Source organism: Serratia sp. ID 25-353 (assembly GCF_054792795.1).
On sequence record NZ_CM139236.1, the window covers coordinates 3186698 to 3211790 of the forward strand.

Genomic DNA, 25093 nt, shown 5'->3' on the forward strand with positions numbered 1-25093 from the left:
TTTCTGCGTATTTCCCCGTCGCGCATTTCTTCGCCAAATTCATCATACCTTTAGTTTTCCTTAACATACGGGCTGCTCGTCACGATTCAGCGTGCCAACGCGTTGTTGTCATTGGTAAATTGTCACGCAGGGTTACATCTGTGACCCCCTTAACAGAAAGTGTCAACAAGCCGCTGACACTCCCTTAAGCATGTTTACAGTACTGCAACCTTCCCGTAAAATGCCCGCACACATGAAACGACAATTGAGCCTTTGTTATTGAGGTCGTTAGATGAGACTTAAGAAATACAATAAAAGTATTGGGATGCTGTCATTAATCGCAGGCACTGTATTGCTCAGTGGCTGCGATATGGTTTTGATGAATCCCAAAGGAGCAATTGGTGTTGAGCAACGGACACTGATTATCACTGCAATCGCGTTGATGTTGATCGTGGTGGTGCCAGTTATCTTCATGGCGTTCGCCTTTGCCTGGAAGTATCGCGCTTCCAACAAAGACGCCAAGTACAGTCCGAACTGGGCCCACTCCAACAAGATCGAAGCGGTCGTCTGGACCATTCCTATCATTATCATCGCCATCCTTGGCACCATTACCTGGAAGACCACCCACGAACTCGACCCGTTCAAGCCGATTGTCACCGACAAGAAGCCGATGACGATCGAAGTGGTGTCGCTCGACTGGAAATGGCTGTTTATCTACCCGGAACAAGGCATTGCGACCGTTAATGAGCTGGCTTTCCCGAAAGATGTTCCAGTCGAATTCAAGATCACCTCTAACTCGGTAATGAACTCGTTCTTTATCCCGCAGTTGGGTGGACAGATTTATGCGATGGCCGGCATGCAGACCAAACTGCACCTGATCGGCAACGAAGCCGGTGCCTACAAGGGCATCTCCAGCAGCTACAGCGGCGCAGGCTTCTCCGGTATGAAATTCACCGCGATCGTTACCCCGACCGAAGGCGACTTCGATCAGTGGGTGGCCAAGGTGAAGGCATCGTCTAAAAACCTGAACACCACCGACGACTTTAACAAACTGGCAGAGCCGAGTGAAAACAACCCGGTTGAGTACTTTGCCGCTGTCAAACCGAATTTGTTCAAAGAAACAATTGCCAAATTCATGGGCGACATGGATATGCACAAGGGCGCTGGCGCGCACGAAGGCATGGACATGAGCCAAGGTATGGACATGGGTGAACATGCTGCTCACGCCGGAGCCGAGGAATAACTGATGTTGGGAAAATTAACACTTGATGCGGTTCCGTACCACGAACCGATCATCATGGTCACCGTAGCCGCAATTATTGTCGGGGGCCTGGCAGTGCTGGCGCTGCTGACATATTTCGGCAAATGGAAGTGGCTGTGGAGCGAATGGCTGACTTCGGTCGACCATAAAAAAATTGGTATCATGTACATCATCGTGGCGATGGTCATGCTGCTGCGCGGCTTCGCCGACGCCATCATGATGCGTAGCCAGCAGGCGTTGGCGTCCGCCGGCGAAGCCGGGTTCCTGCCGCCGCACCACTACGACCAGATCTTCACCGCGCACGGTGTCATCATGATCTTCTTCATGGCGATGCCTTTCGTGGTCGGCCTGATGAACGTCGTGGTGCCGCTGCAAATCGGTGCGCGCGACGTCGCCTTCCCGTTCCTGAACTCCCTGAGCTTCTGGTTCTTCGTGGTGGGCGTTGTGCTGATCAACATCTCCCTGGGGGTTGGTGAGTTCGCTCAGACCGGTTGGCTGGCGTATCCGCCGCTGTCGGGTAAAGAGTACAGTCCTGGCGTCGGGGTCGATTACTGGATCTGGAGCCTGCAGATTTCCGGTCTGGGTACCCTGCTGACCGGCGTGAACTTCTTCGCCACCATTCTGAAGATGCGTGCCCCTGGCATGCCTCTGATGAAGATGCCGGTGTTCACCTGGGCGGCACTGTGTACCAACGTCCTGATCATCGTTTCTTTCCCAATTCTGACCGTCACCATCGCGCTGCTGACCCTGGATCGCTATCTGGGCACCCATTTCTTCACCAATGATATGGGCGGCAACATGATGATGTACATCAACCTGATTTGGGCCTGGGGTCACCCAGAGGTGTATATTCTGGTTCTGCCGGTGTTCGGCGTGTTCTCCGAAGTCACCGCAACCTTCTCCAGAAAACGCCTGTTCGGCTATACCTCACTGGTATGGGCAACCATCGCGATCACCGTTCTGTCGTTCATCGTCTGGCTGCACCACTTCTTCACCATGGGGTCCGGCGCGAACGTTAACGCCTTCTTCGGTATCGCGACCATGATCATTTCCATCCCGACCGGGGTGAAAATCTTCAACTGGCTGTTCACCATGTATCAGGGCCGTATCAAGCTCAACTCCGCGATGCTGTGGACCGTTGGCTTCATCATCACCTTCTCCGTGGGTGGTATGACCGGCGTTCTGCTGGCGGTGCCGGGCGCGAACTTCGTGCTGCACAACAGCCTGTTCCTGATCGCTCACTTCCACAACGTCATCATCGGCGGCGTGGTGTTCGGTTGCTTCGCGGGCCTGACCTACTGGTTCCCGAAATCCTTCGGCTTCACGCTGAACGAAAAATGGGGCATCCGCGCGTTCTGGTTCTGGATCATCGGCTTCTTCACCGCCTTCATGCCGCTGTACGCATTGGGCTTTATGGGCATGACCCGTCGTATCAGCCAGAACATCAACCCTGAGTTCCACCCTCTGCTGCTGGTTGCAGCCGGCGGTGCGGCGCTGATCGCCTGCGGCATCCTGTGCCAGCTGATTCAGATCTTCGTCAGTATCCGTGACCGCGAACAGAACCGCGATCTGACCGGTGACCCATGGGGTGCTCGTACTCTGGAGTGGTCAACGTCTTCTCCACCGCCGTTCTATAACTTTGCCGTAGTGCCGCAGATTCATGACCGTGATGAATTCTGGGACATGAAAGAAAAAGGCGAAGCGTATAAGAAACCGGCTAAATACGAACCGATTCATATGCCTAAGAACACCGGCGCCGGCGTTATCATCGCCTTCTTCAGCCTGGTCTTCGGTTTCGCAATGATTTGGGAAATCTGGTGGATGGCTCTGGCCGGCTTCATCGGTATGATCGTTGTCTGGATCGGCAAGAGCTTCGATCACGATGTTGACTACTATGTGCAAGTTGATGAAATCGAGCGCATTGAGAACCAACACTACGAACAAATCCGTAAAGCAGGCGTGAACCATGTCAACTGAAACTCTGACCAATCATAACGCAGCCCATGCAGAGCATGGGCACCACGACGCGGGAGAGACCAAAGTCTTCGGATTCTGGATCTACCTGATGAGCGACTGTATTTTGTTTGCGAGCTTGTTCGCGACTTATGCAGTCCTGGTGAACGGGACCGCTGGCGGTCCCTCAGGCAAAGACATCTTCGACCTGAAGTTTGTCCTGGTCGAAACTTTCCTGCTGTTGTTCAGCTCCATCACCTACGGCATGGCGATGATCGCCATGAACAAGGGTAAAGTTGGCGGTGTAAACACCTGGCTGTTCCTGACCTTCCTGTTTGGTCTGGGCTTCGTGGCGATGGAAATCTATGAATTCCATCACCTGATCGCCGAAGGCTTCGGTCCGGATCGCAGCGCGTTCCTGTCCAGCTTCTTCGCGCTGGTCGGCACCCACGGTCTGCACGTGACTTCCGGCCTGATTTGGATCATCGTGCTGATGATTCAGGTGAGCAAGTTCGGCCTGACCGCGACCAACAAAACCCGCCTGATGTGCCTGAGCCTGTTCTGGCACTTCCTGGACGTGGTCTGGATCTGCGTATTTACCGTTGTCTACCTGCTGGGGGTTATGTAATGAGCCATTCATCCCATGAAACCTCTCACGGCGGCGCAAGCCACGGCAGCGTGAAGTCATACCTGGTCGGCTTTATCCTGTCGATCATCCTGACGGTAATTCCATTTGCGATGGTAATGAACGGCTCCGCCTCTCATTCCACCATCCTGGCGGTTGTTGTCGGTATGGCGGTTATCCAGGTGATTGTTCACCTGGTTTACTTCCTGCACATGAACACCTCATCGGAAGAGCGCTGGAACCTGGTGGCATTGCTGTTCACCGCTATGATCATCGGTATCGTTGTTGTAGGTTCACTCTGGATTATGTACAACCTCAACATCAATATGATGGTCGATTAAGAGCTGAGCTGCACGTGATGATTAAGCAATACCTGCAAGTCACTAAACCAGGAATTATTTTCGGCAATTTAATTTCTGTCGTTGGGGGATTCCTGCTCGCTTCCAAAGGGAGCATCGACTATCCCCTGTTTCTCGCCACCCTGGTGGGTGTCTCGTTGGTGGTCGCGTCGGGCTGTGTGTTTAACAACTACATCGACCGCGACATCGACAAGAAAATGGAGAGAACGAAGAATCGGGTGCTGGTAAAAGGCCTGATCGCGCCGAGTGTCACCCTGGTTTATGCGACCGCTTTGGGTATTGTGGGCTTTGCGTTGCTGTATATCGCAGCCAACCCGCTGGCCATGTGGCTGGCGGTGATGGGCTTCGTGGTTTATGTCGGCGTTTACAGCCTGTACATGAAACGCCACTCGGTCTACGGCACGCTGATCGGCAGCCTGTCGGGCGCCGCGCCGCCGGTTATCGGCTACTGCGCGGTGACCAACGAGTTCGACGCCGGCGCGTTGATCCTGCTGGCTATCTTTAGCCTGTGGCAGATGCCGCATTCTTATGCGATCGCTATCTTCCGCTTTAAAGATTACCAGGCGGCCAACATTCCGGTCCTGCCGGTGGTGAAAGGCATTTCCGTCGCCAAGAACCACATCACGGTCTACATCCTGGCATTTATGATCGCCACGCTGATGCTGACCTTGGTGGGTTACGCCGGCTACAAATACCTGATCGTCGCTGCGGCGGTGAGCGTATGGTGGCTCGGCATGGCGCTGCGCGGTTACAAGACCGAAAACGACAGCGTCTGGGCGCGTAAACTGTTCGTGTTCTCGATCGTCGCCATCACCTCGCTGAGCGTGATGATGTCGATCGACTTCAGCGCCACGGCGGCGCCTGAAGCGCTGGTGACCTACGTTTGGTAAGCCAAATCATCTGTGAATGGGCCGCTTTTGCGGCCCATTTTATTTGTCACGCTGAAAAGCGGCCGAACTGTAATATCTGTTAAACAACATTCGATTTACCCCCCCTGCCCTGCACACTAAAATGACGCAGCTTTACAGAAATCATGCCATCAGGCGCTGTCGCAACGTCTGATGGCATGGTTTTTACCGAGGTTTGATGTGAACGATAATTCAATGACCCCGCAGGAGCGCCGCGCCACCTGGGGATTGGGCACCGTATTCTCCCTGCGCATGCTCGGCATGTTTATGGTACTGCCGGTGCTGACCACCTACGGCATGGCGCTCAATGGCGCCAGCGAAGCGCTGATCGGCATCGCCATCGGCATCTACGGCCTGGCGCAGGCGGTGTTTCAAATCCCGTTCGGCCTGGTGTCCGACCGCATCGGCCGCAAGCCGCTGATCGTCGGCGGCCTGCTGATCTTTGCCCTCGGCAGCGTGATCGCCGCCGCTACCGACTCAATCTGGGGCGTGATCCTCGGCCGCGCGCTGCAAGGCTCCGGCGCGATCGCCGCCGCGGTCATGGCGCTGCTCTCCGATCTGACCCGCGAGCAGAACCGCACCAAGGCGATGGCGTTTATCGGCGTCAGCTTCGGCATCACCTTTGCCATCGCCATGGTATTGGGCCCTATCATCACCCACGCCTTCGGCCTGCATGCGCTGTTCTGGATGATCGCCGTACTGGCGCTGGCCGGCATTGTCATCACCCTGGCAGTAGTGCCTTCCGCCGACACTCACCTGCTGAACCGCGAGTCCAGCATCGTGCGCGGCAGCTTCCGCAAGGTGCTGAGCAACTCGCGCCTGCTGAAGCTCAACTTCGGCATCATGTGCCTGCATATTCTGCTGATGTCGAGCTTCGTGGCGCTGCCGCTAGCGATGGAAAAAGCCGGACTGGCAGCCAGCGAGCACTGGATCGTTTACCTGGTCACCATGCTGGTGTCATTCGCCGCCGTGGTGCCTTTCATCATCTATGCCGAAAAATATCGCCGCATGAAGCAGGTCTTTATGGGCTGCGTGGCGGTGCTGTTTTGCGCCGAAGTGCTACTGTGGCTCTCCGGCGCGCACCTGTGGGGCATCATCGCCGGCGTGCAGCTGTTCTTCATGGCCTTCAACGTGATGGAAGCCATTCTGCCTTCTCTGATCAGCAAAGAATCGCCGGCCGGCTATAAGGGCACCGCAATGGGGGTCTACTCCACCAGCCAGTTTATCGGCGTGGCGATCGGCGGCAGCCTCGGCGGCTGGCTGTACGGTTTGCAGGGGGCGGGCTTGGTGTTTATCGCCGGCGCCGTGTTGGCCGCGCTCTGGTTCCTGGTCAGCAGCACCATGAAAGAGCCGCCGTATGTCAGCAGCCTGCGCATTACGCTGTCGGAACTGGCGGTGAAGGATTCGGCGCTGGAAAGCCGCCTGAAGGCGCAGCCCGGCGTGGCCGAGGCGATCGTGGTGCCGGAAGAGCGCAGCGCCTACGTCAAGGTGGATACCAAACAGACCAATCGCGGTCAGTTGGAAGCGCTGGTCAATTCGCTGTAAAGAAACGGGGCCGGCAATGCCGGCCCCGAAGAGATTAATCGCGGAAGTTCTTGAACTGGAACGGCTGCCCCAGATCGCCGCCGCGTACCAGCGCCATCACGCTCTGCAAATCGTCGCGTGACTTGCCGGTCACCCGCACTTCTTCGCCCTGGATCTGCGCCTGCACCTTCAGCTTGCTGTCTTTGATCAGCTTGACAATTTTCTTCGCTACAGAGGTTTCAATCCCCTGCTTCAGCTTGGCTTCCACGCTGTAGGTTTTACCGCTGTGGGTAAACTCTTCCGGGATCTCCAGCGCAGCGCCGTCGATACTGCGCTTGCTCAGCTTTTCGCGCAGAATGTCGAGCAACTGCTGTACCTGGAAATCAGACTCGCTGGCAACCTTGATGCTTTGGTCTTTCTCGTTTAGCTCAAAGCTGGCCGGCACGTTGCGAAAGTCCCAGCGGGTGCCGAGATCGCGGGTGGCGTTCTCAACGGCGTTACGCACTTCCTGCATATCAATTTCGGAAACGATGTCGAAAGATGGCATACTTCTTCCTCCTGAATGAGTGCCTAATAGCTTAGGCGATTTTGATGCCGAGCATGATAACCGCTTTGCCGCCTCAGACAAAATCTGCTGAACGCACGCAGGGATAGCGCTTCGGGCTGCCATACAGCCTATAGTTAATTCACGGTAATTGAGCGGTATTCCCGTGTTTCCAAGGAGACTGAATGAAAATAACCATTCTTGGTTGCGGCGCGCTCGGACAACTGTGGCTCTCCCGGCTGTATCAGCAGGGCCACGATGTACAGGGATGGCTAAGAGTGCCGCAGCCTTTTTGCGCGGTGAACGTGATAGAGCCGGAAGGCGTCTCGTTCAATCGCAACTTGCCCACCAACGATCCGGAGCACCTTGCGCAAAGCGAGCTGCTGCTGGTGACGCTGAAAGCCTGGCAGGTGTCCAGTGCGGTCAGCGCGCTGCTGCCGAAGCTGAACCCCCAGTGCGCCATTTTGCTGCTGCACAACGGCATGGGCACCCAGGAGGAGCTGCCGCCGAACGGCCAGCCGATCCTACAGGGCACCACCACCCACGCCGCGCGCCACGAAGGCAGCACCATTATCCACGTCGCCACCGGCATCACCCACATCGGCCCGACCTCGCCGGCCGCCCAGCACCTCAGCCACCTGGCGGAAGTGCTGCATCAGGCGCTGCCCGACGTTGCCTGGCACAACAACATCGCCTCGGCCAACTGGCGCAAGCTGGCGGTCAACTGCGTGATCAACCCGCTGACGGCGCTGTACGGCTGCCGCAATGGCGATCTGCAGCGCTACCCGGAACAGATCGAAACGCTGTGCCGTGAAGTCGCCAGCGTGATGGCGATGGAGGGCTACCACACCTCCTGCGAAGGCCTGATGCAATACGTGATGGACGTGATCCACAGCACCGCCGACAACGTTTCGTCGATGCTGCAGGACATCCGCAGCCAGCGGCACACCGAGATCGACTACATCACCGGCTATCTGCTGCGCCGCGCGCGCAGCCACGGCCTCACGTTGCCGGAGAATGCGCGGCTGTTTGAACTGATTAAACGAAAGGAAAATGAATATGAGCGTATCGGCGCTGGTCTGCCTGGCACCTGGTAGCGAAGAAACCGAAGCCGTCACTGCCATCGATCTGCTGGTGCGGGCGGGCGTAAAAGTCACTACCGCCAGCGTTGCCGGCGACGGCGAGCTGACTATCGTCTGTTCGCGCGGCGTCAAACTGCTGGCCGACGCGCCGCTGGTGGCGATCGTCGATGAGCCGTTCGACGCCATCGTGCTGCCTGGCGGCCTGAAAGGCGCGGAATGCTTCCGCGACAGCCCGCTGCTGGTGGAAAAGGTGCGGCAGATGCATCTGCAGGGCAACATCGTCGCCGCCATCTGCGCGGCGCCGGCACTGGTGCTGCAGCACCACGATCTGTTCCCGATCGGCAATATGACCGGCTTCCCGGGCCTGAAAGACCAGATACCGGCGGATAAATGGATGGAGCGCCGCGTGGTGTACGACGCACGCGTCAACCTGCTCACCAGCCAGGGGCCGGGCACCGCGATGGAGTTCGCGCTGAAGCTGATAGACCTGCTGCTTGGTAAGGCCAAGGCGGCGGAGATCGCCGCGCAGCTGGTGCTGATCCCGGGGATGTACGACTTCCGCGACTGAGCGGCTTACCGATAAAAAAAGGGCTGAACATCGGTTCAGCCCTTCACGTTTATGCCGCTCCGTGCGTTACGGGCGATAAACCTTCACGTTGTTGAAGCCCTGCTCCAGCAGGTACAGCGCCTGCAGGCGGCTCATCACGCCGCGCTCGCAGTACAGCAGGTAGGTTTTGCTCTGATCCAGATCGCCAAACTGGGTGCTCAGCTTGTAGAACGGCAGCGCTTTCACTTCAACCTGTTCCAACTGCAGCGGTTTTTCTTCCTGCTCGTCGTTGGAGCGGATATCCAGGATCACCTCGTCGGCGCCGAAGGCCACGACGGTTTCCACCTCGGTCACCTGCTCCTGTGCCTGCTCGGCGATAGAGCGGATATCGACGTTCTTCGCTTCGCTCACCACCCGGTCGAGAATGCTGAAATCGAAGTGGCTCTCTTCCTCTTCAATCTTGGCCTTGATCGCTTTCACCGTTGGGCTCTTCGAAATCACGCCGCAGTATTCCGGCATGGTTTTGGCGAAGTCTTCGGTGCCGATTTCGCGCGCCAGTTTGATGATATGCTCTTTATCGTGCGAGATCAGCGGACGCAGGATCAGGGTATCGGACGCATTGTCGATCAAACGCAGGTTGGTCAGCGTCTGGCTGGAGACCTGCCCCAGCGCCTCGCCGGTCACCAGCGCTTGAACGCCATAGCGTTCGGCCACTTGCGAAGCGGCGCGCACCATCATGCGCTTGAGCACCACGCCCATCTGGCCGTCGTCGACCTTCTCCAGGATCTCGCCCACCACCGGTTCGAAGTCGATAGCGACGAAGCGCACCTTGTGCGAGCTGGCAAAACGGTTCCACAGGTAGTGCGCCACCTGCTTCACGCCAATCTCGTGCGCAGCGCCGCCCAGGTTGAAGAAGCAGAAATGCACGCGGCAGCCGCGGCGCATCAGCATGTAGCTGGACACGCCCGAGTCGAAACCGCCGGAAATCAGCGACAGCACGTCTTCCTGAGTGCCGACCGGATAACCGCCGATGCCTTCGAGGCGGCGTTTGACCAGCATCAGCTTGTCGTCTTCAATCTCCAGGTTTACCGTGACCTGCGGGCGGGTCAGGTTAACGCGCGCGCTCTCGATATGCTGGTTCAGGCCGCCGCCGACGTAGCGCTCCACGTCCTGCGAGTTGAACGCCTGCTTGCCGCGGCGCTTGACGCGCACGCAGAAGGTTTTGCCTTCCAGCTGGGCGCGGTAGGCTTCCAGCGTCTGCTCGAAGATGTGATGGATGTCGGTATAAGCGCGGTCTTCCACTTCCAGAATATGGTGGATGCCGGGAATGCGCGTCAGGGCGTCGGCGATGACCGGCCGCTGGTTTTCATCTTTGGCGCGAACTTCGATATGATCCCAGTGACGGACGACCGCCAGCGTTTCATCATACTGCTTCAGGACGTTGCGAATATTGGTCGAGAGAATCTTGATAAAGCGCAAGCGCACAGATTGGCTCTTGATGGTGATTTCCGGGAACAATTTAATGATAAACTTCATGGCGGTCTTTGTTGTCAGATAAGAATTACGGCGCGGAGTATATCACCATATCACCGTGCTCTGCGCACAAAACCACACATGAGCGCCATGATTTGCTAATCAAGATCCGCTAGGATAGGCTCTGGCGCCACGGTTCACATGATGACGTAAAAAGAAAATTATGCCGAAAAAACCAGCACAATCAGCCAGTACAGAGCAAACAGCCAGCTTTGAAAGCGCCCTCGGCGAGCTGGAAAGCATCGTGACGCGTCTGGAATCAGGCGAACTGCCGCTGGAAGACGCGCTGAACGAATTCGAACGCGGCGTGCAGCTGGCGCGTCAGGGCCAGCAGAAACTGCAACAGGCGGAACAGCGTGTGCAGATACTCCTTAACGACAGCGCCGACGATGCCGCGCTGGCGCCTTTCACACCGGATACCGAGTAACCGACATGTCTGAGATCGCCCCATCGGCCGCTTTTGCCGATCAAATGCAGATTTTCCGCCAGCGCGCCGATCGCGCGCTGCTGGACTTCATCGCCCCGCTGCCGTTCAACGACGGCAACATGGTGGCGGCGATGCGTCATGGCGCCTTGCTGGGCGGCAAGCGCCTGCGCCCGTTCCTGGTCTACACCACCGGCCAGATGTTCGGCGTGTCGCTGAGCAACCTGGACGCGCCGGCGGCGGCGGTAGAATGCATTCATGCCTACTCGCTGATCCACGACGATCTGCCGGCGATGGACGACGACGATCTGCGCCGCGGCCAGCCGACCTGCCACATTAAATTCGGCGAAGCCAACGCGATCCTGGCCGGCGATGCGCTGCAAACGCTGGCGTTTTCGATCCTGGCCGATGCCGAAATGCCTGACGTAGCGTTGCGCGATCGGCTGGCGATGGTCTCCGAACTGGCGAGCGCCAGCGGCGTAGCCGGCATGTGCGGCGGTCAATCGCTGGATCTGGAGGCTGAGGGCAAGCACATCAATCTGCAGGCGCTGGAGCAGATCCACCGCCACAAAACCGGCGCACTGATCCGCGCGGCGGTGCGCCTGGGCGCGCTGAGCGCCGGCGAAGCCGGGCGAGCGGCGCTGCCGCAGCTGGATCGTTACGCCGCCGCGGTTGGTCTGGCGTTCCAGGTGCAGGATGACATTTTGGACGTTGTCGGCGAGACTGAAAAAATCGGCAAGCGCCAGGGCGCGGACCAACAACACGGAAAGAGTACCTACCCGGCGTTGCTCGGGCTTGACAGCGCGAAAGCAAAAGCGTGGGATCTCTATCAGGAAGCCTTAGCTGCATTAGACACTTTGGCAGCGCAATCTTATAACACAGCGCCATTGCGAGCGTTAGCCAGCTTCATTATTGAACGCGACAATTAACGTGTGACGTTAACTCCTCTGATATGAGTATCGAATGAGTCTTGATATAGCCAAATACCCAACCCTGGCGCTAGCGGAAAACCCCGAGGAACTCCGCTCACTGCCCAAAGAGAGCTTGCCGAAGCTGTGCGATGAGCTGCGGCAATACCTGCTGAACAGCGTCAGTCGCTCCAGCGGCCACTTTGCCTCCGGGCTGGGTACCGTCGAACTGACGGTGGCGTTGCATTTCGTCTACAACACGCCGTTCGATCACCTGGTGTGGGACGTCGGCCACCAGGCCTACCCGCACAAAATTCTGACCGGCCGCCGCGACCGCATCGCCACCATTCGGCAAAAAAACGGCCTGCATCCCTTCCCGTGGCGCGCCGAAAGCGAATACGACGTGCTGTCGGTCGGCCACTCGTCGACCTCAATCAGCGCTGGTCTCGGCATGGCGGTGGCGGCGGAGCGTGAAGGCAAAGGCCGCCGCACGGTGTGCGTGATCGGCGACGGCGCCATCACCGCCGGCATGGCGTTCGAAGCGATGAACCACGCCGGCGACATCAATCCGGACATGCTGGTGGTGCTGAACGACAATGAGATGTCGATCTCGGAAAACGTCGGCGCGCTGAACAACCATCTGGCGCAGCTGCTGTCCGGTAAGCTTTACTCCACCCTGCGCGAAGGCGGCAAGAAAGTGCTGGCCGGCGTGCCGCCGATCAAGGAGCTGGTGAAACGCACCGAAGAGCACCTGAAAGGCATGGTGGTGCCGGGCACGCTGTTCGAAGAGCTGGGCTTTAACTACATCGGTCCGGTAGACGGGCACGACGTGCAGGGGCTGGTTGCCACGTTGAAAAACATGCGCGATCTGAAAGGCCCGCAGCTGTTGCACATCATGACCAAGAAAGGCCGCGGTTACGCGCCGGCGGAGAAAGATCCGATCAGCTTCCACGCGGTGCCGAAGTTTGATCCTGCCAGCGGCACGCTGCCGAAAAGCGCCGGCGGTCTGCCGACCTATTCGAAAATCTTCGGCGACTGGCTGTGTGAAACCGCCGCCAAAGACAGCTCGCTGATGGCGATCACACCGGCGATGCGCGAAGGTTCCGGCATGGTGCAGTTCTCTCGTGACTACCCGCAGCAATATTTCGACGTGGCGATCGCCGAGCAGCACGCGGTCACCTTCGCCGCCGGGCTGGCGATCGGTGGCTACAAGCCGGTGGTGGCAATCTATTCCACCTTCTTGCAACGCGCCTACGACCAGCTGATCCACGATGTGGCGATCCAGAACCTGCCGGTGATGTTCGCCATCGATCGCGGCGGCATCGTCGGCGCCGACGGCCAGACTCACCAGGGGGCGTTCGATCTGTCGTTCATGCGCTGCATCCCGACCATGGTGATCATGACGCCGAGCGACGAGAACGAATGCCGTCAGATGCTGTACACCGGCTATCACTACAATGCCGGCCCGAGCGCGGTGCGCTATCCGCGCGGCACCGGCACCGGCGCGACGCTGGAGCCGCTCAACCAGCTGCCGATCGGCAAAGGCGTGGTGCGCCGCCAGGGAGAAAAGATCGCCATTCTCAACTTCGGCACCCTGCTGCCGGAGGCCGCGCAAGCGGCGGAGGCGCTCAACGCCACGCTGGTCGACATGCGCTTCGTCAAACCGCTGGACGAGCAGCTGGTGCTCGAATTGGCCGCCAGCCATGAAACGCTGGTCACGCTGGAAGAGAACGCCATCATGGGCGGCGCCGGCAGCGGCGTCAACGAACTGCTGATGGCCAAACGCCGTCCGGTGCCGGTGCTGAACCTCGGCCTGCCGGACAGCTTCGTCTCGCAGGGCAGCCAGGAAGAGCTGCGCGCCGATCTGGGGCTGGACGCCGCCGGCATTCAGCGCCAAATCGAAACCTGGCTGGCGCAGTAATCGCCACTCGCGCCTGACAAAACGCCCCCGCCTTCGGGGGCGTTTTCATTTCCGCCCTCCGGGATCCGCGCTACAGTTACTGTCTGAGCTGTGAATGGGAGGCAAGCATGAAGTACCTGAAACTGGGCAACACCGATCTGAACGTTTCGCGCATCTGCCTGGGTTGCATGACCTACGGCGAACCGAACCGCGGCAATCACGCCTGGACGCTGCCGGAAGAGAGCAGCCGCCCGCTGCTGAAACAGGCGCTGGAAGCCGGCATCAACTTTTTCGACACCGCCAACAGCTATTCCGACGGCAGCAGCGAGGAAATCCTCGGCCGGGCGCTGCGCGACTATGCGCGCCGCGAAGAGGTGGTGGTCGCCACCAAGGTGTATTTCCCGCTGAGTAACCTGAAGCGCGGTTTGTCGCGCGCCAACATCATGCAGTCCATCGACGACAGCCTGCGGCGCCTGGGTACCGACTACGTCGATTTGCTGCAAATCCACCGCTGGGATTACGAAACGCCGCTGGAAGAGACGCTGGAAGCGCTGCACGACGTGGTGAAAGCCGGCAAGGCGCGTTACATCGGCGCCTCCTCGATGTACGCCTGGCAGTTCGCCAAGGCGCTGTATACCGCCGATCTGCACGGCTGGACGCGCTTCGTCAGCATGCAGGATCAATACAACCTGATTCAGCGCGAAGAAGAGCGCGAAATGCACCCGCTGTGCGCCGCCGAAGGCATCGCCGTGCTGCCGTGGAGCCCGCTGGCGCGCGGCCGCCTGACCCGCCCGTGGGGCGAAACCACCGCGCGGTTGGTTTCCGACCAATTCGGCAAGAGCCTGTACGAGGAAACTGAAGGCATCGACGCCATTATCGCCGAACGCGTCGCCAGCCTCGCCGAGGAACGCGGTGTGCCACGCGCGCAGATCGCGCTGGCTTGGTTGCTGAACAAACCGGCGGTCAGCGCGCCGATCGTCGGCGCTTCGCGCAGCGAACAGCTGGATGACGCCATTGCCGCGGTCGATTTGAGTTTATCGCCGCAAGAGGTGGCGGAGCTGGAGACGGCTTACGTGCCGCACCGGGTGACGGGGTTTGAATAAAGAGAAGCGGGCGCGAAACAGCGCGCCCGTCTGTCAGAACAGCCCGATCGGCCAGTGATGCCCAATCAGGTAGATGATGCCGGCGGACAGCACGCCGGCGATGATATCGTCGACCATGATGCCCATGCCGCCATGTACGTTGCGGTCGAACCAGCGGATCGGCCACGGTTTCCACATATCCAGAATGCGGAAGATGACGAAACCGGCGGCGACCCAGCGCCAGTCGTTGACCGGCAGCGCCATCAGCGTGATCCACATGCCGACGAACTCGTCCCAGACGATGCTACCGTGATCGTGCACCTTCATGTCTTTTGCCGTACGGTGGCAAATATAGACGCCGATGCAGATGCTGAACATCACCGCCAGCGAGTAAAGCTGCCACGGCAGCTGGATCAGCAGCAGCCAGAACGGGATCGCCGCCAGCGATCCCATGGTGCCCGGCATCACCGGCGACAAACCACTGCCAAACCCGGTGGCCAGCAGGTGCCACGGATTGCTCATCCGCAGCCGACGCTTGGCTTCATCCATGGGTGCCCGGCTCCGCGTTGAAATGATCGAACCCAATCCAATCCAGCTCTACCGCTTCGTCGTCGCGATAATAGCGGATGCCCTCAGACAGCGGGCCAATTTGGCCGATGCAGGTGTAGTCAGCGCCGAGGTGACTCAGCGCCACTTCCAGCGCGCCGCGGTTGATCTCCGGCACGGTGAAGCACAGCTCATAATCTTCACCGCCCGCCAGCGCCCAACGCAGCGCCTGCTCGGCATCGGCGTGGCTGCTCAGTGCCTGCGACATCGGCAGCTCGTCCAGCACGATGCGCGCGCCACAGTCGCTGGCCTTCAGGATATGCTTCAGATCGGAAATCAGGCCGTCGGAGATGTCGATCGCCGAGCTGGCCAGATCGCGCAGCGCCTGCCCCTGCAGCACCCGCGGCTGCGGCCGCAGATGACGAGCGATCAGATAATCGCGCGCCGCCGCATCCGTCACCGCCAGGCGATCCTGCAGGATCGCCAGACCGGCGGCGCTGTCGCCCAGCGTGCCGGTCACATAGATCCAGTCGCCGATGCGCGCACCGCTGCGGGTCAGCGCCCGGCCGGCCGGGATCAGCCCCTGAATGGTCAACGTCATGCTCAGCGGCCCGCGCGTGGTATCGCCGCCGATCAGCTGCATGCCATAATAGTTGAGCTGATCGAACAGGCTGTCGCTGAAGGCCTTCAGCCACGGCTCGTCCACCTCCGGCAGGGTCAGTGCCAGCGAGAGCCAGGCCGGATCGGCGCCCATCGCCGCCAGATCGCTCAGATTGACCGCCAGCGCCTTATAACCGAGATCGGCCGGATCGATGTCCGGCAGGAAGTGAATGCCCGCGACCAACGTATCGGTACTGACGGCCACCAGCTGTTTTTCCGGCACTGCCAGCAGTGCGCAGTCATCTCCAATGCCCAACTGTACATCCCGGCGCACACGCTTAAACCGGTCAAAATAGCGGGCAATGAGGTCAAATTCGCCGCATGCCATATCGATATTCCACTAGAAGAAATTAAGGCCGGGAATGCCGGCCTTAATGTTTTACTTTTTCTTGCGAAGGGTTGGTGCCACTTTATCCAGCACCCCGTTCACAAACTTGTGGCTGTCTTCTGCGCCGAAGGTTTTCGCCAGTTCGATCGCTTCGTTGATCGCCACCTTGTAAGGGACATCCTCGCGCATTTTCAGTTCAAACAGCGCGACGCGCAGCACCGCGCGTTCCACCTGGCCCAGCTCTTCGAGCTGACGCGACAGGTAAGGCGCCATCAGTTCGTCCAGCATACCTGCATTCACTGCCGCGCCGGACAGCAACTCGCGAAAATAGGCGACGTCAACATCTTTGACATCCTGCTCCGTCAGGAACTGGTGTTCAACATCGGCAAGGTCGTTTTTAGACAACTGCCAAGAGTAAAGCGCTTGAACAGCGCACTCACGAGCGCGGCGACGAGCAGCAGGTTTCACGGAATTCCCCTTAACTAAATTCAGGCTTTAATAGCTTTGATAACATTAATCATTTCAAGTGCGGTCAGCGCGGCTTCAGCGCCCTTGTTACCCGCTTTGGTGCCGGCGCGTTCGATCGCCTGCTCGATGCTTTCGGTGGTCAGCACGCCAAAGGCAACCGGGATTTCGGCATTCATCGCAACGTTGCCGATGCCGGAGCTGGCTTCGCCCGCCACATATTCGAAGTGCGCGGTGCCCCCACGGATAACGGTGCCCAGCGCGATAACCGCGTCGTATTTGCCGGTTTTGGCCAATACGCTCGCCGTCAGCGGCAGCTCGTAAGCGCCCGGGACCCAGACAACGGTGATGTTGTCGTCAGCAACCTGACCAATGCGTTTCAGCGCGTCGATGGCACCTTCCAGCAGGCTGTCGTTGATGAAATTGTTAAAACGTGCAATTGCGATCGCCACACGGGCATTTGGAGTAGCAACAACACCTTCGATAACTTTCATGGGCTTTCCTTAAAAATGGGTTCAATACCCCGCAGGGGGGCGGATTCTATCATATTCTTTCATCGCCTGCGCGGCGCTTTTGTAAAACCGGCGCGCGGGCGCGAGATTCAGTGTTTCGCCCGCAGGCGCAAACGCAGATCGGGGCCGACCTGACGCACGTCGCTAAAGACGAATTCCGGCGCGTCGGCCAATCGCTCCAGGCCCGGCAGGTGGCACAGGCCACGGCCATTATCGCCCAACAGTTTCGGCGCGATGTACAAAATGAGCTCATCCACCAGGCCGGCCTGCAGCAACGCGCCGGCCAGCGATGCGCCCGCCTCCACCCAGATTGAATTCACCTGGCGCTTGGCCAACAGCATCATCATCACCACCAGATCGACGCCGCCGCCGTGCGCCGGGCAGATAAACTGCTCAACGTCTTGCGGCCAGGCCTGTTCATCCGCCTGCAGGCGCGCCAGCCAGGTGGCGCCGGGCTGCTGCACCACACGGTGCTGCGGGGTAATGCGGTTTTGGCTGTCGAGCAGGATGCGCAGCGGCTGGCGTAGATTGTCGCGCGGATAGAGGCGCTGCGTCTCGGCGTCCAGTTCATCCCAACGCACCGTCAGCGACGGATCGTCCGCCAGCACGGTGGCGCTGGTGCTGAGGATGGCGGCGCTCTGCGCGCGCAGGCGCTGCACGTCCTGACGCGCTTCGGGTGAGGTGATCCACTGGCTCTCGCCGGAGGCCATCGCCGTGCGGCCGTCCAGCGACGCGCCCAGCTTCAGCTGCACGTAAGGGAAGCCGGTGCGCATGCGCTTGAGGAAGCCCAGATTGACCGCTTCGGCCTCGGCCAGCATCAGGCCGTGCCGCACCTTGACGCCGGCCTGCTGCAGCTTGTACAGCCCGCGCCCCGCCACCTGCGGGTTAGGATCTTGCATCGCCGCGACCACCCGCGTCACCCCGGCGGCCACCAGCGCATCGGCGCAGGGCGGCGTGCGCCCGTGGTGGCTACACGGCTCGAGCGTGACATAGGCGGTGGCGCCGCGCGCCTTGTCGCCCGCCATGCGCAGCGCGTGCACTTCCGCGTGCGGCTCGCCGGCGCGCAGATGATAGCCTTCACCGACAATTTCGCCGTCGCGCACGATAACGCAACCAACGTTCGGATTGGGCGCGGTGGTAAAACGCCCCAGCCGCGCCAGTTCGAAGGCGCGCGCCATGTAAAATTCGTCGTGATGCATGAAAGATCCTTTAGTCTTGCAGGCGGGCAATCTCTTCGCCGAACTCGCGCACGTCTTCGAAGCTGCGGTACACCGACGCGAAGCGAATATAGGCGACCTTATCCAGCTTTTTCAGCGCGTCCATCACCAGATTGCCCACCAGTTTGGTCGGCACTTCGCGTTCGCCGGTGGCGCGCAGTTGGGATTTGATGTGATTAAGGGCGTTTTCCACGTCATCCGAGCTAACCGGGCGCTTTTCCAGCGCTTTCAGCATGCCGCGGCGCAGTTTGTCTTCGTTGAACGGCTCGCGCACCTCATCGCTTTTAATCACTCGCGGCATCACCAGCTCGGCCACCTCGAAGGTGGTGAAACGTTCATTGCACACCAGACACTGGCGGCGGCGGCGCACTTGCGAACCGTCCCCCACCAGGCGGGAATCAATGACTTTGGTATCAACGGCGGCGCAGAAAGGGCAATGCATAACACGTCCTGATAAACGTTTTTTATAGATAAAAGCAGTTTACCCCGAAGTGCAGCCACAACAAAGGGCGGCGGCCATTTGTTGCGACAGGCGGCGGAAAGGCGGCAACGATATGACTTTCACCGCCATGCGGACTAAGCTTGATAGCAGGAGACTCAGCATAGGAAATCGCCGTCATGACAACCTGTTACCCTAAAATCGCCCTGCTCGCCGCCGCTATTTTGCTGGCGGGCTGCGCGCACAACACCGCCGTGCCCCAGCTGCGCCATCAGGTCGCCGCGCTGAACCAGAAAGTGAGCGTGCTGACCGATCAGACCACTGCGCTGGAGCGGCAAAATCTGCTCAATCAGCACTCCGACAACGGCGTCTACCTGCTGCCGGCAGCCCGAAGCGCCGCCCGTTTGCAGAGCGGCATCGGCGAGCTGAGCGTTTCGCTGAGCCACATCAAGAACGAAGCCAACGGCACGCAGGCGCAGCTGCATGTGCGCATCCTCTCACAGGCCACGCTGCCGCCGTTCAAAGCCGTGGTGGAATGGGGCCAGTTGGACGAGGCCACCGGCCGGCCGCTGACCGCCGAGGCGCTGTCGCAACCGATCGCCAGCGCCGACTCGCTGCTGCCGAAGCCCGGCCAGGACTTCGAGCTGCGTTTCAGCGGCCTGACGCCGGAACAATTGGGCTATATCCGTCTGCACAGTCTGGTTTCGATCGCCCAACCGGCGGTGGTGCAGCAACACTGAAACCCGAGGCAAAAAAAAGGAGCGCCATCGGCGCTCCTTCTCATTTCGCTGAATACTGCGGCGGTTAAGGCAGAATCGAAGGCTGATCTGCGCCCTCTTTTTCCACTTTTTGCTGCAGCATGTGTTCGCGTTTCATCCCCAGCTTCAACGCCAGCGCGGACGCGACGTAAATGGAGGAAACGGTACCGATCGACACGCCGATCAGCATCGCCAGTGAGAAGCCTTGCAGCATCGCGCCACCGAAGATGTACAGCATCAGCACCACCATCAGGGTAGTCCCGGAGGTCATCAGCGTACGGCTCAGCGTCTGGGTCAACGACACGTTCATGATCTCGTAAGGCGTGCCGCGGCGGATCTTGCGGAAGTTCTCACGAATACGGTCGGAGACCACGATGCTGTCGTTCAGCGAGTAGCCGATAACCGACATCAGGGACGCGACGATGGTCAGGTCAATCTCGATGTGGAACAGCGACAACACGCCCAGCGTGATGATCACGTCGTGCGCCAGCGCGATAACCGCCCCCAGCGCCAGGCGCCATTCGAAGCGGAAACCGACGTAGATCAGGATACAGATCAACGCCACCAGCAGCGCCATGCCGCCGGTTTGCGCCAGTTCGCTGCCCACGCTCGGGCCGACGAACTCGATGCGCTTCACGGTGGCGTTTTTATCCACCGAGTCGTTGATCACGCCGATCACCTTGTTGCCCAGTTCCTGACCTGCGGTGCCGGTCGCCGGTGGCATGCGCACCATCACGTCGCGGCTGCTGCCGAAGTTCTGGATGATCGGATCCTGGAACCCGGCCTTCTCCAGCGTATCGCGCATCAGGTCGAGGTTAGCCGGTTTCTCCAGGTTGATTTCAATCACCGTACCGCCGGTGAAATCCAGACCCCAGTTAAACCCGCGCACCGACATGGTGACGATCGACGCGACCAACAGCAGCAACGAGATGCCGAAGGCCAAATAGTCCCAGCGCATAAAGTCGTAGACTTTACGGCCGTAGTTGAGTTGCTCAACAGTATAATCCTGTGCCACAACGCACTCCTCAGATAGACAGCTTGTTAATGCGTTTGCCGCCGTAAAGCAGGTTGACGATGGCACGGGTACCGACAATCGCGGTGAACATGGACGTCGCCACACCGATAGCGGTGGTGATCGCAAAGCCTTTGATCGAACCGGTGCCCACTGCGTACAGGATGACCGCGGTGATCAGCGTGGTGATGTTGGCGTCGACGATACTGGAGAACGCGCCTTTATAGCCCTCATGGATCGCCTGCTGAACGGACCTGCCGTTCTTCAGCTCTTCCTTGATACGTTCGTTAATCAGTACGTTGGCGTCGACCGCCACCGCCAGCGTCAACACGATCCCGGCAATGCCCGGCATGGTCAGCGTCGCCCCCGGCAACAGGGACATCACGCCGACGATCAGCACCAGGTTGGCGACCAGCGCCGTGGTGGCGATCACGCCGAACTTACGGTACCAGACCACCATGAAGACGATGGACGCCACCAGACCCCACAGACAGGCTTCCAGACCTTGGGTGATGTTCTGCTGACCCAGGGTTGGACCGATGGTGCGCTCTTCGACGATCTGAATCGGCGCGATCAGCGCGCCCGCACGCAGCAGCAGCGAAAGCTGACGCGCTTCGTTCGGGTTGCCGATACCGGTGATGCGGAAGCTGTTGCCCAGACGCGACTGAATGTTCGCCACGTTGATCACTTCTTCCTGTTTCACCAGCACCGCACGGCCGTTGGCGTCTTTCTTGCCGCTGTCCTTATACTCCACGAACAGGGTCGCCATCGGCTTGCCGATGTTGTCCTTGGTGAAGTTGGACATCGACGTGCCGCCGGCGCTGTCCAGCGAGATGTTAACCTGCGGCTGGTTGTATTCGTCGGTGCTCGAGGTGGAGTCGGTGATGTGGTCACCGGTCAGGATCACGCGCTTGTACAGCACGATCGGCTGGCCGTCACGGGTGTATTTCACCTCGGAGTCGCCCGGCACGCGGCCGTTGGCCGCCGCAGTGGCGTCCGCATTGGTGTTCACCAAACGGAACTCCAGGGTCGCGGTGGCGCCCAGAATTTCTTTGGCGCGCGCGGTGTCCTGAATGCCCGGCAGCTCGACCACGATGCGGTCAGCGCCCTGGCGCTGCACCAGCGGTTCGGCAACGCCGAGCTGGTTGACGCGGTTACGCAGGATAGTGATGTTCTGCTGGACGGCGTATTCGCGCGCTTCGCTCAGACGGGCGTCCGTCAGGCTGGCTTTCATGGTGTTGGCGCCGTTGGCGGACAGCACCAGATCGCGCTGACGCGGGCCGATGTAGCTGATGGCCTGGTCGCGAGCCGCATCGTCACGGAAGCGAACTTCCACACCGTTGTTGTCCAGCTTGCGGATAGACGCGTAAGGAATGCCCTTCTCACGCAGCTCGCTGCGCAGGGTATCCATGGTCTGTTCCTGCAGCTTGCTCAGCGCGGTGTCCATGTCCACTTCCATCAGGAAGTGCACGCCGCCGCGCAGGTCCAGGCCGAGTTTCATCGGCTCTGCGCCCAGCATGGCCAGCCAGGTCGGCGTGGCCGGCGCCAGGTTCAGCGCCACGACGAATTTGTCACCCAGCTCGGTCACCAGCGCTTCGCGGGCGCGCAGCTGAACGTCAGGATCTTTAAAGCGAGCCAGGATGGCGCCATTTTCCAGCGCAATCGACTTGCTCGCGATGTTGTCTTTTTCTAATACGGTACGGACCTGGTCCAGCGTAGTTTCACTGGCGGCGACGCCGCGCGCGCCAGTGATTTGTACGGCCGGATCCTCACCGTAGATGTTGGGAAGCGCATAAAGCAGACCGACGAGGATCACGACGATCAACATCAGATACTTCCACAAAGGATAACGGTTTAGCACGGCAATTCCCTTCGGGAAAAAAGATTACAGGGCCTTCATGGTACCTTTCGGCAGAACGGCCGCCACGAAGTCACGCTTGATCATCACTTCCGTGGTGTCGTTCAGCGCGATGGCGATGATGCCGGTGTCGGCCACTTTGGTCACGCGACCGATCAGGCCGCCGGTGGTCAGCACTTCGTCGCCTTTACCGATGGAGTCCATCAGCTTCTTGTGATCTTTAGCGCGCTTCTGCTGTGGGCGCAGGATCATGAAGTAGAAGATCAGGCCGAACACCACCAGCATAATGATCAGAGAGTACGGGCTTCCCTGAGCCGGAGCCCCTGCGGATGCGACGGCGTCAGAAATGAAAAAGCTCATTGAAATTCCCTCATTAAGTTATCAATTATTAGATCAAGCGTTTAAAGGCGGAATCGGCTTACCGATCCGACCATAGAAATCCGCAACAAACTGCTCTAATTTACCCTCTTCGATAGCCTGGCGTAAACCCGCCATGAGGCGCTGGTAGTGACGCAGGTTATGAATCGTGTTCAGTCGAGCACCCAATATTTCGTTGCAACGGTCGAGATGGTGCAAGTAGGCGCGGCTGTAATGGCGACACGTGTAGCAATCACAGTCCTTATCCAGCGGAGAAGTATCATCCTTGTGCTTGGCATTACGGATTTTTACCACACCGTCAGTCACGAACAGATGGCCGTTGCGGGCGTTGCGGGTCGGCATGACGCAGTCGAACATGTCGATGCCGCGACGCACGCCTTCCACCAAATCTTCCGGCTTGCCGACGCCCATCAAATAGCGTGGCTTATCTTCCGGAATTTGCGGGCAAACGTGTTCAAGAATGCGATGCATATCCTCTTTCGGCTCGCCTACAGCCAAGCCGCCCACAGCGTACCCGTCAAAGCCGATATCCACCAGCCCTTTGACGGAAACATCACGTAAATCTTCGTAAACACCGCCCTGAATGATGCCGAACAGCGCATTTTTATTTTCCAGCTCGTCGAAACGCTTGCGGCTGCGCTCTGCCCAGCGGAGCGACATTTCCATCGAACGCTTGGCGTAGTCCCAGTCGGCCGGGTACGGCGTACATTCGTCGAAGATCATCACGATGTCGGAACCCAGGTCATACTGGATTTCCATCGATTTTTCCGGGCTCAGGAACACCTTGTCGCCGTTGATCGGGTTGCGGAAGTACACGCCTTCCTCTTTGATCTTGCGCATCGCCCCCAGGCTGAATACCTGGAAACCGCCGGAGTCGGTGAGGATCGGCCCATGCCACTGCATGAAGTCGTGCAGATCGCCGTGCAGTTTCATGATCTCCTGGCCCGGGCGCAGCCACAGGTGGAAGGTGTTGCCCAGCAGGATCTGTGCGCCGGTCTCTTTCACTTCTTCCGGCGTCATGCCCTTGACCGTACCGTAGGTACCGACCGGCATAAAGGCCGGGGTTTCCACCACGCCGCGGTCGAAGATCAGGCGGCCGCGACGCGCGCGGCCATCGGTAGTTTGTAGTTCGTACTTCACAAAGCCTCCAGCATCAGAGAAACAGTCTGATGTCGTTGAAACGGGGCCGCGCCGTGGGCGCAGCCCGGGAAATTAACCGCCGACGGATTCGTTTTCCGCCTGCGGGTTACGGCTGATGAACATCGCATCGCCGTAGCTGAAAAAGCGATACTGCTCGGCCACCGCCTGCTGATAGGCATTCATGGTATTTTTATAGCCGGCGAAGGCCGACACCAGCATGATCAGGGTCGATTCCGGCAGGTGGAAATTGGTCACCAGCGCGTCGATCACCTGATAGTGATAGCCCGGATAGATAAAAATGCTGGTGTCGCCGAAGAACGGCGCAATCAGCGCCTCTTTGCTGGCCGCCGCGGCGCTTTCCAGCGAGCGCACCGAGGTGGTGCCCACCGCCACCACGCGTTTGCCGCGCGCCTTGCAGGCCAGCACCGCATCGACCACGTCCTGCGGCACTTCGGCGTATTCGGCGTGCATCACGTGATCTTCGATGGTCTCCACCCGCACCGGCTGGAAGGTGCCGGCGCCGACGTGCAGCGTCACGAACGCCATTTCCACGCCCTTGGCGCGTAGCGCCGCCAATAGCGGCTCGTCGAAGTGCAGGCCGGCGGTCGGCGCGGCGACCGCGCCGGGCTTCTCGCTGTAGACCGTCTGATACAGCTCGCGGTCGGCGTCTTCATCCGGGCGGGCGATATAAGGCGGCAGCGGCATGTGACCGGCGGCGTTGAGGATAGTGAACACGTCGCGCTCGTCGTTGAAGCGCAGCTCGAACAGCGTCTCGTGGCGCGCCACCATGGTCGCGGCGATGCTCTCGTCATCCCCCAACAGCAGCTCGGCGCCCGGCTTCGGCGCTTTCGACGCGCGCACGTGCGCCAGCACGCGATGGTCGTCCAGCACGCGCTCCACCAGCACTTCTATCTTGCCGCCGCTGACCTTGCGGCCGAACATGCGCGCCGGGATCACGCGGGTATTGTTGAACACCAGCAGGTCGCCGGCTTCCAGCTTATCCAGCAGATCGGTGAATACGCCGTGCGTCAGCGCCCCGCTCGGCCCATCCAGCTGCAGCAGGCGGCATGCGCTGCGTTCGGCCTGGGGATAGTGGGCAATCAGGGATTCGGGAAGTTCAAACGAAAAATCAGCGACGCGCATGGGTATTC

General features: G+C 59.5%; 26 protein-coding genes. 13 read left to right on the forward strand and 13 right to left on the reverse strand.

Annotated features, from left to right (window positions below; translation table 11 throughout):
- The first annotated feature begins 271 nt into the window (after positions 1-271).
- The 6 genes from cyoA to ACYF6X_RS15435 all read left to right on the forward strand — a co-directional run bounded on the left by cyoA (position 272) and on the right by ACYF6X_RS15435 (position 6630).
- Positions 272-1222 (forward strand): cytochrome o ubiquinol oxidase subunit II, encoded by a 951-nt coding sequence (cyoA, locus tag ACYF6X_RS15410; protein ID WP_004940365.1) that lies wholly within the window; start codon positions 272-274, stop codon positions 1220-1222.
- 3 nt (positions 1223-1225) lie between these two features.
- Positions 1226-3217: a cytochrome o ubiquinol oxidase subunit I gene (cyoB, locus tag ACYF6X_RS15415; RefSeq protein ID WP_063990972.1), complete on the forward strand. Its 1992-nt coding sequence runs from the start codon at positions 1226-1228 to the stop codon at positions 3215-3217.
- Positions 3207-3821, forward strand: a complete 615-nt coding sequence (locus tag ACYF6X_RS15420; RefSeq protein ID WP_004940367.1) for a cytochrome o ubiquinol oxidase subunit III — start codon at positions 3207-3209, stop codon at positions 3819-3821. Before cyoB ends, ACYF6X_RS15420 begins: the two co-directional genes overlap by 11 nt.
- Positions 3821-4159, forward strand: a complete 339-nt coding sequence (locus ACYF6X_RS15425) for a cytochrome o ubiquinol oxidase subunit IV (RefSeq protein WP_063990971.1) — start codon at positions 3821-3823, stop codon at positions 4157-4159. Before ACYF6X_RS15420 ends, ACYF6X_RS15425 begins: the two co-directional genes overlap by 1 nt.
- 17 nt (positions 4160-4176) lie before the next feature.
- On the forward strand, positions 4177-5067 hold the full coding sequence (gene cyoE, locus ACYF6X_RS15430; protein ID WP_025301761.1) for a heme o synthase: 891 nt from the start codon (positions 4177-4179) through the stop codon (positions 5065-5067).
- Between the two features lie 198 nt (positions 5068-5265).
- Positions 5266-6630 carry an MFS transporter gene (locus ACYF6X_RS15435; protein WP_060423360.1) on the forward strand — a complete coding sequence of 455 codons (1365 nt, stop codon included), beginning with the start codon at positions 5266-5268 and terminating at the stop codon, positions 6628-6630.
- Positions 6631-6664: 34 nt separating this feature from the next.
- On the opposite strand, the gene ACYF6X_RS15440 is transcribed toward ACYF6X_RS15435, so the two are convergent.
- Complete coding sequence (locus ACYF6X_RS15440) at positions 6665-7156, reverse strand: YajQ family cyclic di-GMP-binding protein (RefSeq protein WP_033637310.1); 492 nt, start codon at positions 7154-7156, stop codon at positions 6665-6667.
- A gap of 182 nt (positions 7157-7338) precedes the next feature.
- On the opposite strand from ACYF6X_RS15440, the gene panE reads away from it, so the two are divergent.
- Complete coding sequence (gene panE, locus ACYF6X_RS15445) at positions 7339-8250, forward strand: 2-dehydropantoate 2-reductase (RefSeq protein ID WP_033647309.1); 912 nt, start codon at positions 7339-7341, stop codon at positions 8248-8250.
- Complete coding sequence (yajL, locus tag ACYF6X_RS15450) at positions 8213-8803, forward strand: protein deglycase YajL (RefSeq protein ID WP_063990970.1); 591 nt, start codon at positions 8213-8215, stop codon at positions 8801-8803. Before panE ends, yajL begins: the two co-directional genes overlap by 38 nt.
- Positions 8804-8869: 66 nt before the next feature.
- Here yajL and thiI read toward each other — a convergent pair whose 3' ends face one another.
- Positions 8870-10318, reverse strand: coding sequence for a tRNA uracil 4-sulfurtransferase ThiI (gene thiI, locus ACYF6X_RS15455; RefSeq protein WP_130018529.1), 1449 nt, complete (start codon positions 10316-10318; stop codon positions 8870-8872).
- A gap of 160 nt (positions 10319-10478) precedes the next feature.
- Between thiI and xseB the strand changes: the two genes are divergently transcribed.
- The 4 genes from xseB (at position 10479) to ACYF6X_RS15475 (ending at position 14650) form a co-directional block, all read left to right on the forward strand.
- Positions 10479-10742: an exodeoxyribonuclease VII small subunit gene (gene xseB, locus ACYF6X_RS15460; RefSeq protein ID WP_033642062.1), complete on the forward strand. Its 264-nt coding sequence runs from the start codon at positions 10479-10481 to the stop codon at positions 10740-10742.
- A 5-nt stretch (positions 10743-10747) separates the two neighbouring features.
- Positions 10748-11668 carry a (2E,6E)-farnesyl diphosphate synthase gene (gene ispA / locus ACYF6X_RS15465; RefSeq protein ID WP_130018530.1) on the forward strand — a complete coding sequence of 307 codons (921 nt, stop codon included), beginning with the start codon at positions 10748-10750 and terminating at the stop codon, positions 11666-11668.
- Positions 11669-11702: 34 nt separating this feature from the next.
- Positions 11703-13568, forward strand: a complete 1866-nt coding sequence (gene dxs / locus ACYF6X_RS15470) for a 1-deoxy-D-xylulose-5-phosphate synthase (protein WP_063990967.1) — start codon at positions 11703-11705, stop codon at positions 13566-13568.
- Between the two features lie 107 nt (positions 13569-13675).
- Complete coding sequence (locus ACYF6X_RS15475; protein WP_130018531.1) at positions 13676-14650, forward strand: aldo/keto reductase; 975 nt, start codon at positions 13676-13678, stop codon at positions 14648-14650.
- A gap of 33 nt (positions 14651-14683) precedes the next feature.
- Here the strand turns inward: ACYF6X_RS15475 and pgpA are convergent, their stop codons facing one another.
- The 6 genes from pgpA to nrdR all read right to left on the reverse strand — a co-directional run bounded on the left by pgpA (position 14684) and on the right by nrdR (position 18799).
- On the reverse strand, positions 14684-15178 hold the full coding sequence (pgpA, locus tag ACYF6X_RS15480; RefSeq protein WP_004940382.1) for a phosphatidylglycerophosphatase A: 495 nt from the start codon (positions 15176-15178) through the stop codon (positions 14684-14686).
- A complete protein-coding gene (gene thiL, locus ACYF6X_RS15485; protein WP_063990965.1) occupies positions 15171-16163 on the reverse strand; it encodes a thiamine-phosphate kinase in 993 nt (330 codons plus the stop codon). The genes pgpA and thiL overlap by 8 nt, the downstream gene beginning before the upstream one ends.
- A 51-nt stretch (positions 16164-16214) precedes the next feature.
- Entirely contained in the window at positions 16215-16631 is a 417-nt protein-coding gene (gene nusB, locus ACYF6X_RS15490) for a transcription antitermination factor NusB (protein WP_004940384.1), read from the reverse strand.
- 20 nt (positions 16632-16651) lie between these two features.
- Complete coding sequence (gene ribH / locus ACYF6X_RS15495) at positions 16652-17122, reverse strand: 6,7-dimethyl-8-ribityllumazine synthase (protein WP_004940385.1); 471 nt, start codon at positions 17120-17122, stop codon at positions 16652-16654.
- Between the two features lie 107 nt (positions 17123-17229).
- Positions 17230-18339: a bifunctional diaminohydroxyphosphoribosylaminopyrimidine deaminase/5-amino-6-(5-phosphoribosylamino)uracil reductase RibD gene (gene ribD, locus ACYF6X_RS15500; RefSeq protein WP_063990964.1), complete on the reverse strand. Its 1110-nt coding sequence runs from the start codon at positions 18337-18339 to the stop codon at positions 17230-17232.
- A 10-nt stretch (positions 18340-18349) separates the two neighbouring features.
- Entirely contained in the window at positions 18350-18799 is a 450-nt protein-coding gene (nrdR, locus tag ACYF6X_RS15505) for a transcriptional regulator NrdR (RefSeq protein WP_004940387.1), read from the reverse strand.
- 176 nt (positions 18800-18975) lie between these two features.
- Here nrdR and ACYF6X_RS15510 point away from each other — a divergent pair, with 176 nt between their 5' ends.
- Complete coding sequence (locus ACYF6X_RS15510) at positions 18976-19536, forward strand: SadB/YajI family lipoprotein (protein WP_130018532.1); 561 nt, start codon at positions 18976-18978, stop codon at positions 19534-19536.
- 64 nt (positions 19537-19600) lie between these two features.
- Here the strand turns inward: ACYF6X_RS15510 and secF are convergent, their stop codons facing one another.
- The 5 genes from secF to queA form a co-directional block, all read right to left on the reverse strand.
- Entirely contained in the window at positions 19601-20569 is a 969-nt protein-coding gene (secF, locus tag ACYF6X_RS15515) for a protein translocase subunit SecF (protein ID WP_004940389.1), read from the reverse strand.
- A 10-nt stretch (positions 20570-20579) separates the two neighbouring features.
- Positions 20580-22427: a protein translocase subunit SecD gene (secD, locus tag ACYF6X_RS15520; protein WP_071845295.1), complete on the reverse strand. Its 1848-nt coding sequence runs from the start codon at positions 22425-22427 to the stop codon at positions 20580-20582.
- Positions 22428-22451: 24 nt separating this feature from the next.
- On the reverse strand, positions 22452-22784 hold the full coding sequence (gene yajC, locus ACYF6X_RS15525; RefSeq protein ID WP_004940391.1) for a preprotein translocase subunit YajC: 333 nt from the start codon (positions 22782-22784) through the stop codon (positions 22452-22454).
- 33 nt (positions 22785-22817) lie between these two features.
- Positions 22818-23942 (reverse strand): tRNA guanosine(34) transglycosylase Tgt, encoded by a 1125-nt coding sequence (gene tgt / locus ACYF6X_RS15530; protein WP_033647322.1) that lies wholly within the window; start codon positions 23940-23942, stop codon positions 22818-22820.
- 72 nt (positions 23943-24014) lie between these two features.
- On the reverse strand, positions 24015-25085 hold the full coding sequence (queA, locus tag ACYF6X_RS15535; protein WP_016928878.1) for a tRNA preQ1(34) S-adenosylmethionine ribosyltransferase-isomerase QueA: 1071 nt from the start codon (positions 25083-25085) through the stop codon (positions 24015-24017).
- Positions 25086-25093: the final 8 nt, after the last annotated feature.

Coding starts and splice junctions, on each gene's coding strand:
- cyoA (WP_004940365.1), top strand. CDS start 272: ATGAGACTTAAGAAATACAATAAAAGTATTGGGATGCTGTCATTAATC.
- cyoB (WP_063990972.1), top strand. CDS start 1,226: ATGTTGGGAAAATTAACACTTGATGCGGTTCCGTACCACGAACCGATC.
- ACYF6X_RS15420 (WP_004940367.1), top strand. CDS start 3,207: ATGTCAACTGAAACTCTGACCAATCATAACGCAGCCCATGCAGAGCAT.
- ACYF6X_RS15425 (WP_063990971.1), top strand. CDS start 3,821: ATGAGCCATTCATCCCATGAAACCTCTCACGGCGGCGCAAGCCACGGC.
- cyoE (WP_025301761.1), top strand. CDS start 4,177: ATGATTAAGCAATACCTGCAAGTCACTAAACCAGGAATTATTTTCGGC.
- ACYF6X_RS15440 (WP_033637310.1), bottom strand. CDS start 7,156: ATGCCATCTTTCGACATCGTTTCCGAAATTGATATGCAGGAAGTGCGT.
- panE (WP_033647309.1), top strand. CDS start 7,339: ATGAAAATAACCATTCTTGGTTGCGGCGCGCTCGGACAACTGTGGCTC.
- yajL (WP_063990970.1), top strand. CDS start 8,213: ATGAGCGTATCGGCGCTGGTCTGCCTGGCACCTGGTAGCGAAGAAACC.
- thiI (WP_130018529.1), bottom strand. CDS start 10,318: ATGAAGTTTATCATTAAATTGTTCCCGGAAATCACCATCAAGAGCCAA.
- xseB (WP_033642062.1), top strand. CDS start 10,479: ATGCCGAAAAAACCAGCACAATCAGCCAGTACAGAGCAAACAGCCAGC.
- ispA (WP_130018530.1), top strand. CDS start 10,748: ATGTCTGAGATCGCCCCATCGGCCGCTTTTGCCGATCAAATGCAGATT.
- dxs (WP_063990967.1), top strand. CDS start 11,703: ATGAGTCTTGATATAGCCAAATACCCAACCCTGGCGCTAGCGGAAAAC.
- ACYF6X_RS15475 (WP_130018531.1), top strand. CDS start 13,676: ATGAAGTACCTGAAACTGGGCAACACCGATCTGAACGTTTCGCGCATC.
- pgpA (WP_004940382.1), bottom strand. CDS start 15,178: ATGGATGAAGCCAAGCGTCGGCTGCGGATGAGCAATCCGTGGCACCTG.
- thiL (WP_063990965.1), bottom strand. CDS start 16,163: ATGGCATGCGGCGAATTTGACCTCATTGCCCGCTATTTTGACCGGTTT.
- ribH (WP_004940385.1), bottom strand. CDS start 17,122: ATGAAAGTTATCGAAGGTGTTGTTGCTACTCCAAATGCCCGTGTGGCG.
- ribD (WP_063990964.1), bottom strand. CDS start 18,339: ATGCATCACGACGAATTTTACATGGCGCGCGCCTTCGAACTGGCGCGG.
- nrdR (WP_004940387.1), bottom strand. CDS start 18,799: ATGCATTGCCCTTTCTGCGCCGCCGTTGATACCAAAGTCATTGATTCC.
- ACYF6X_RS15510 (WP_130018532.1), top strand. CDS start 18,976: ATGACAACCTGTTACCCTAAAATCGCCCTGCTCGCCGCCGCTATTTTG.
- yajC (WP_004940391.1), bottom strand. CDS start 22,784: ATGAGCTTTTTCATTTCTGACGCCGTCGCATCCGCAGGGGCTCCGGCT.
- queA (WP_016928878.1), bottom strand. CDS start 25,085: ATGCGCGTCGCTGATTTTTCGTTTGAACTTCCCGAATCCCTGATTGCC.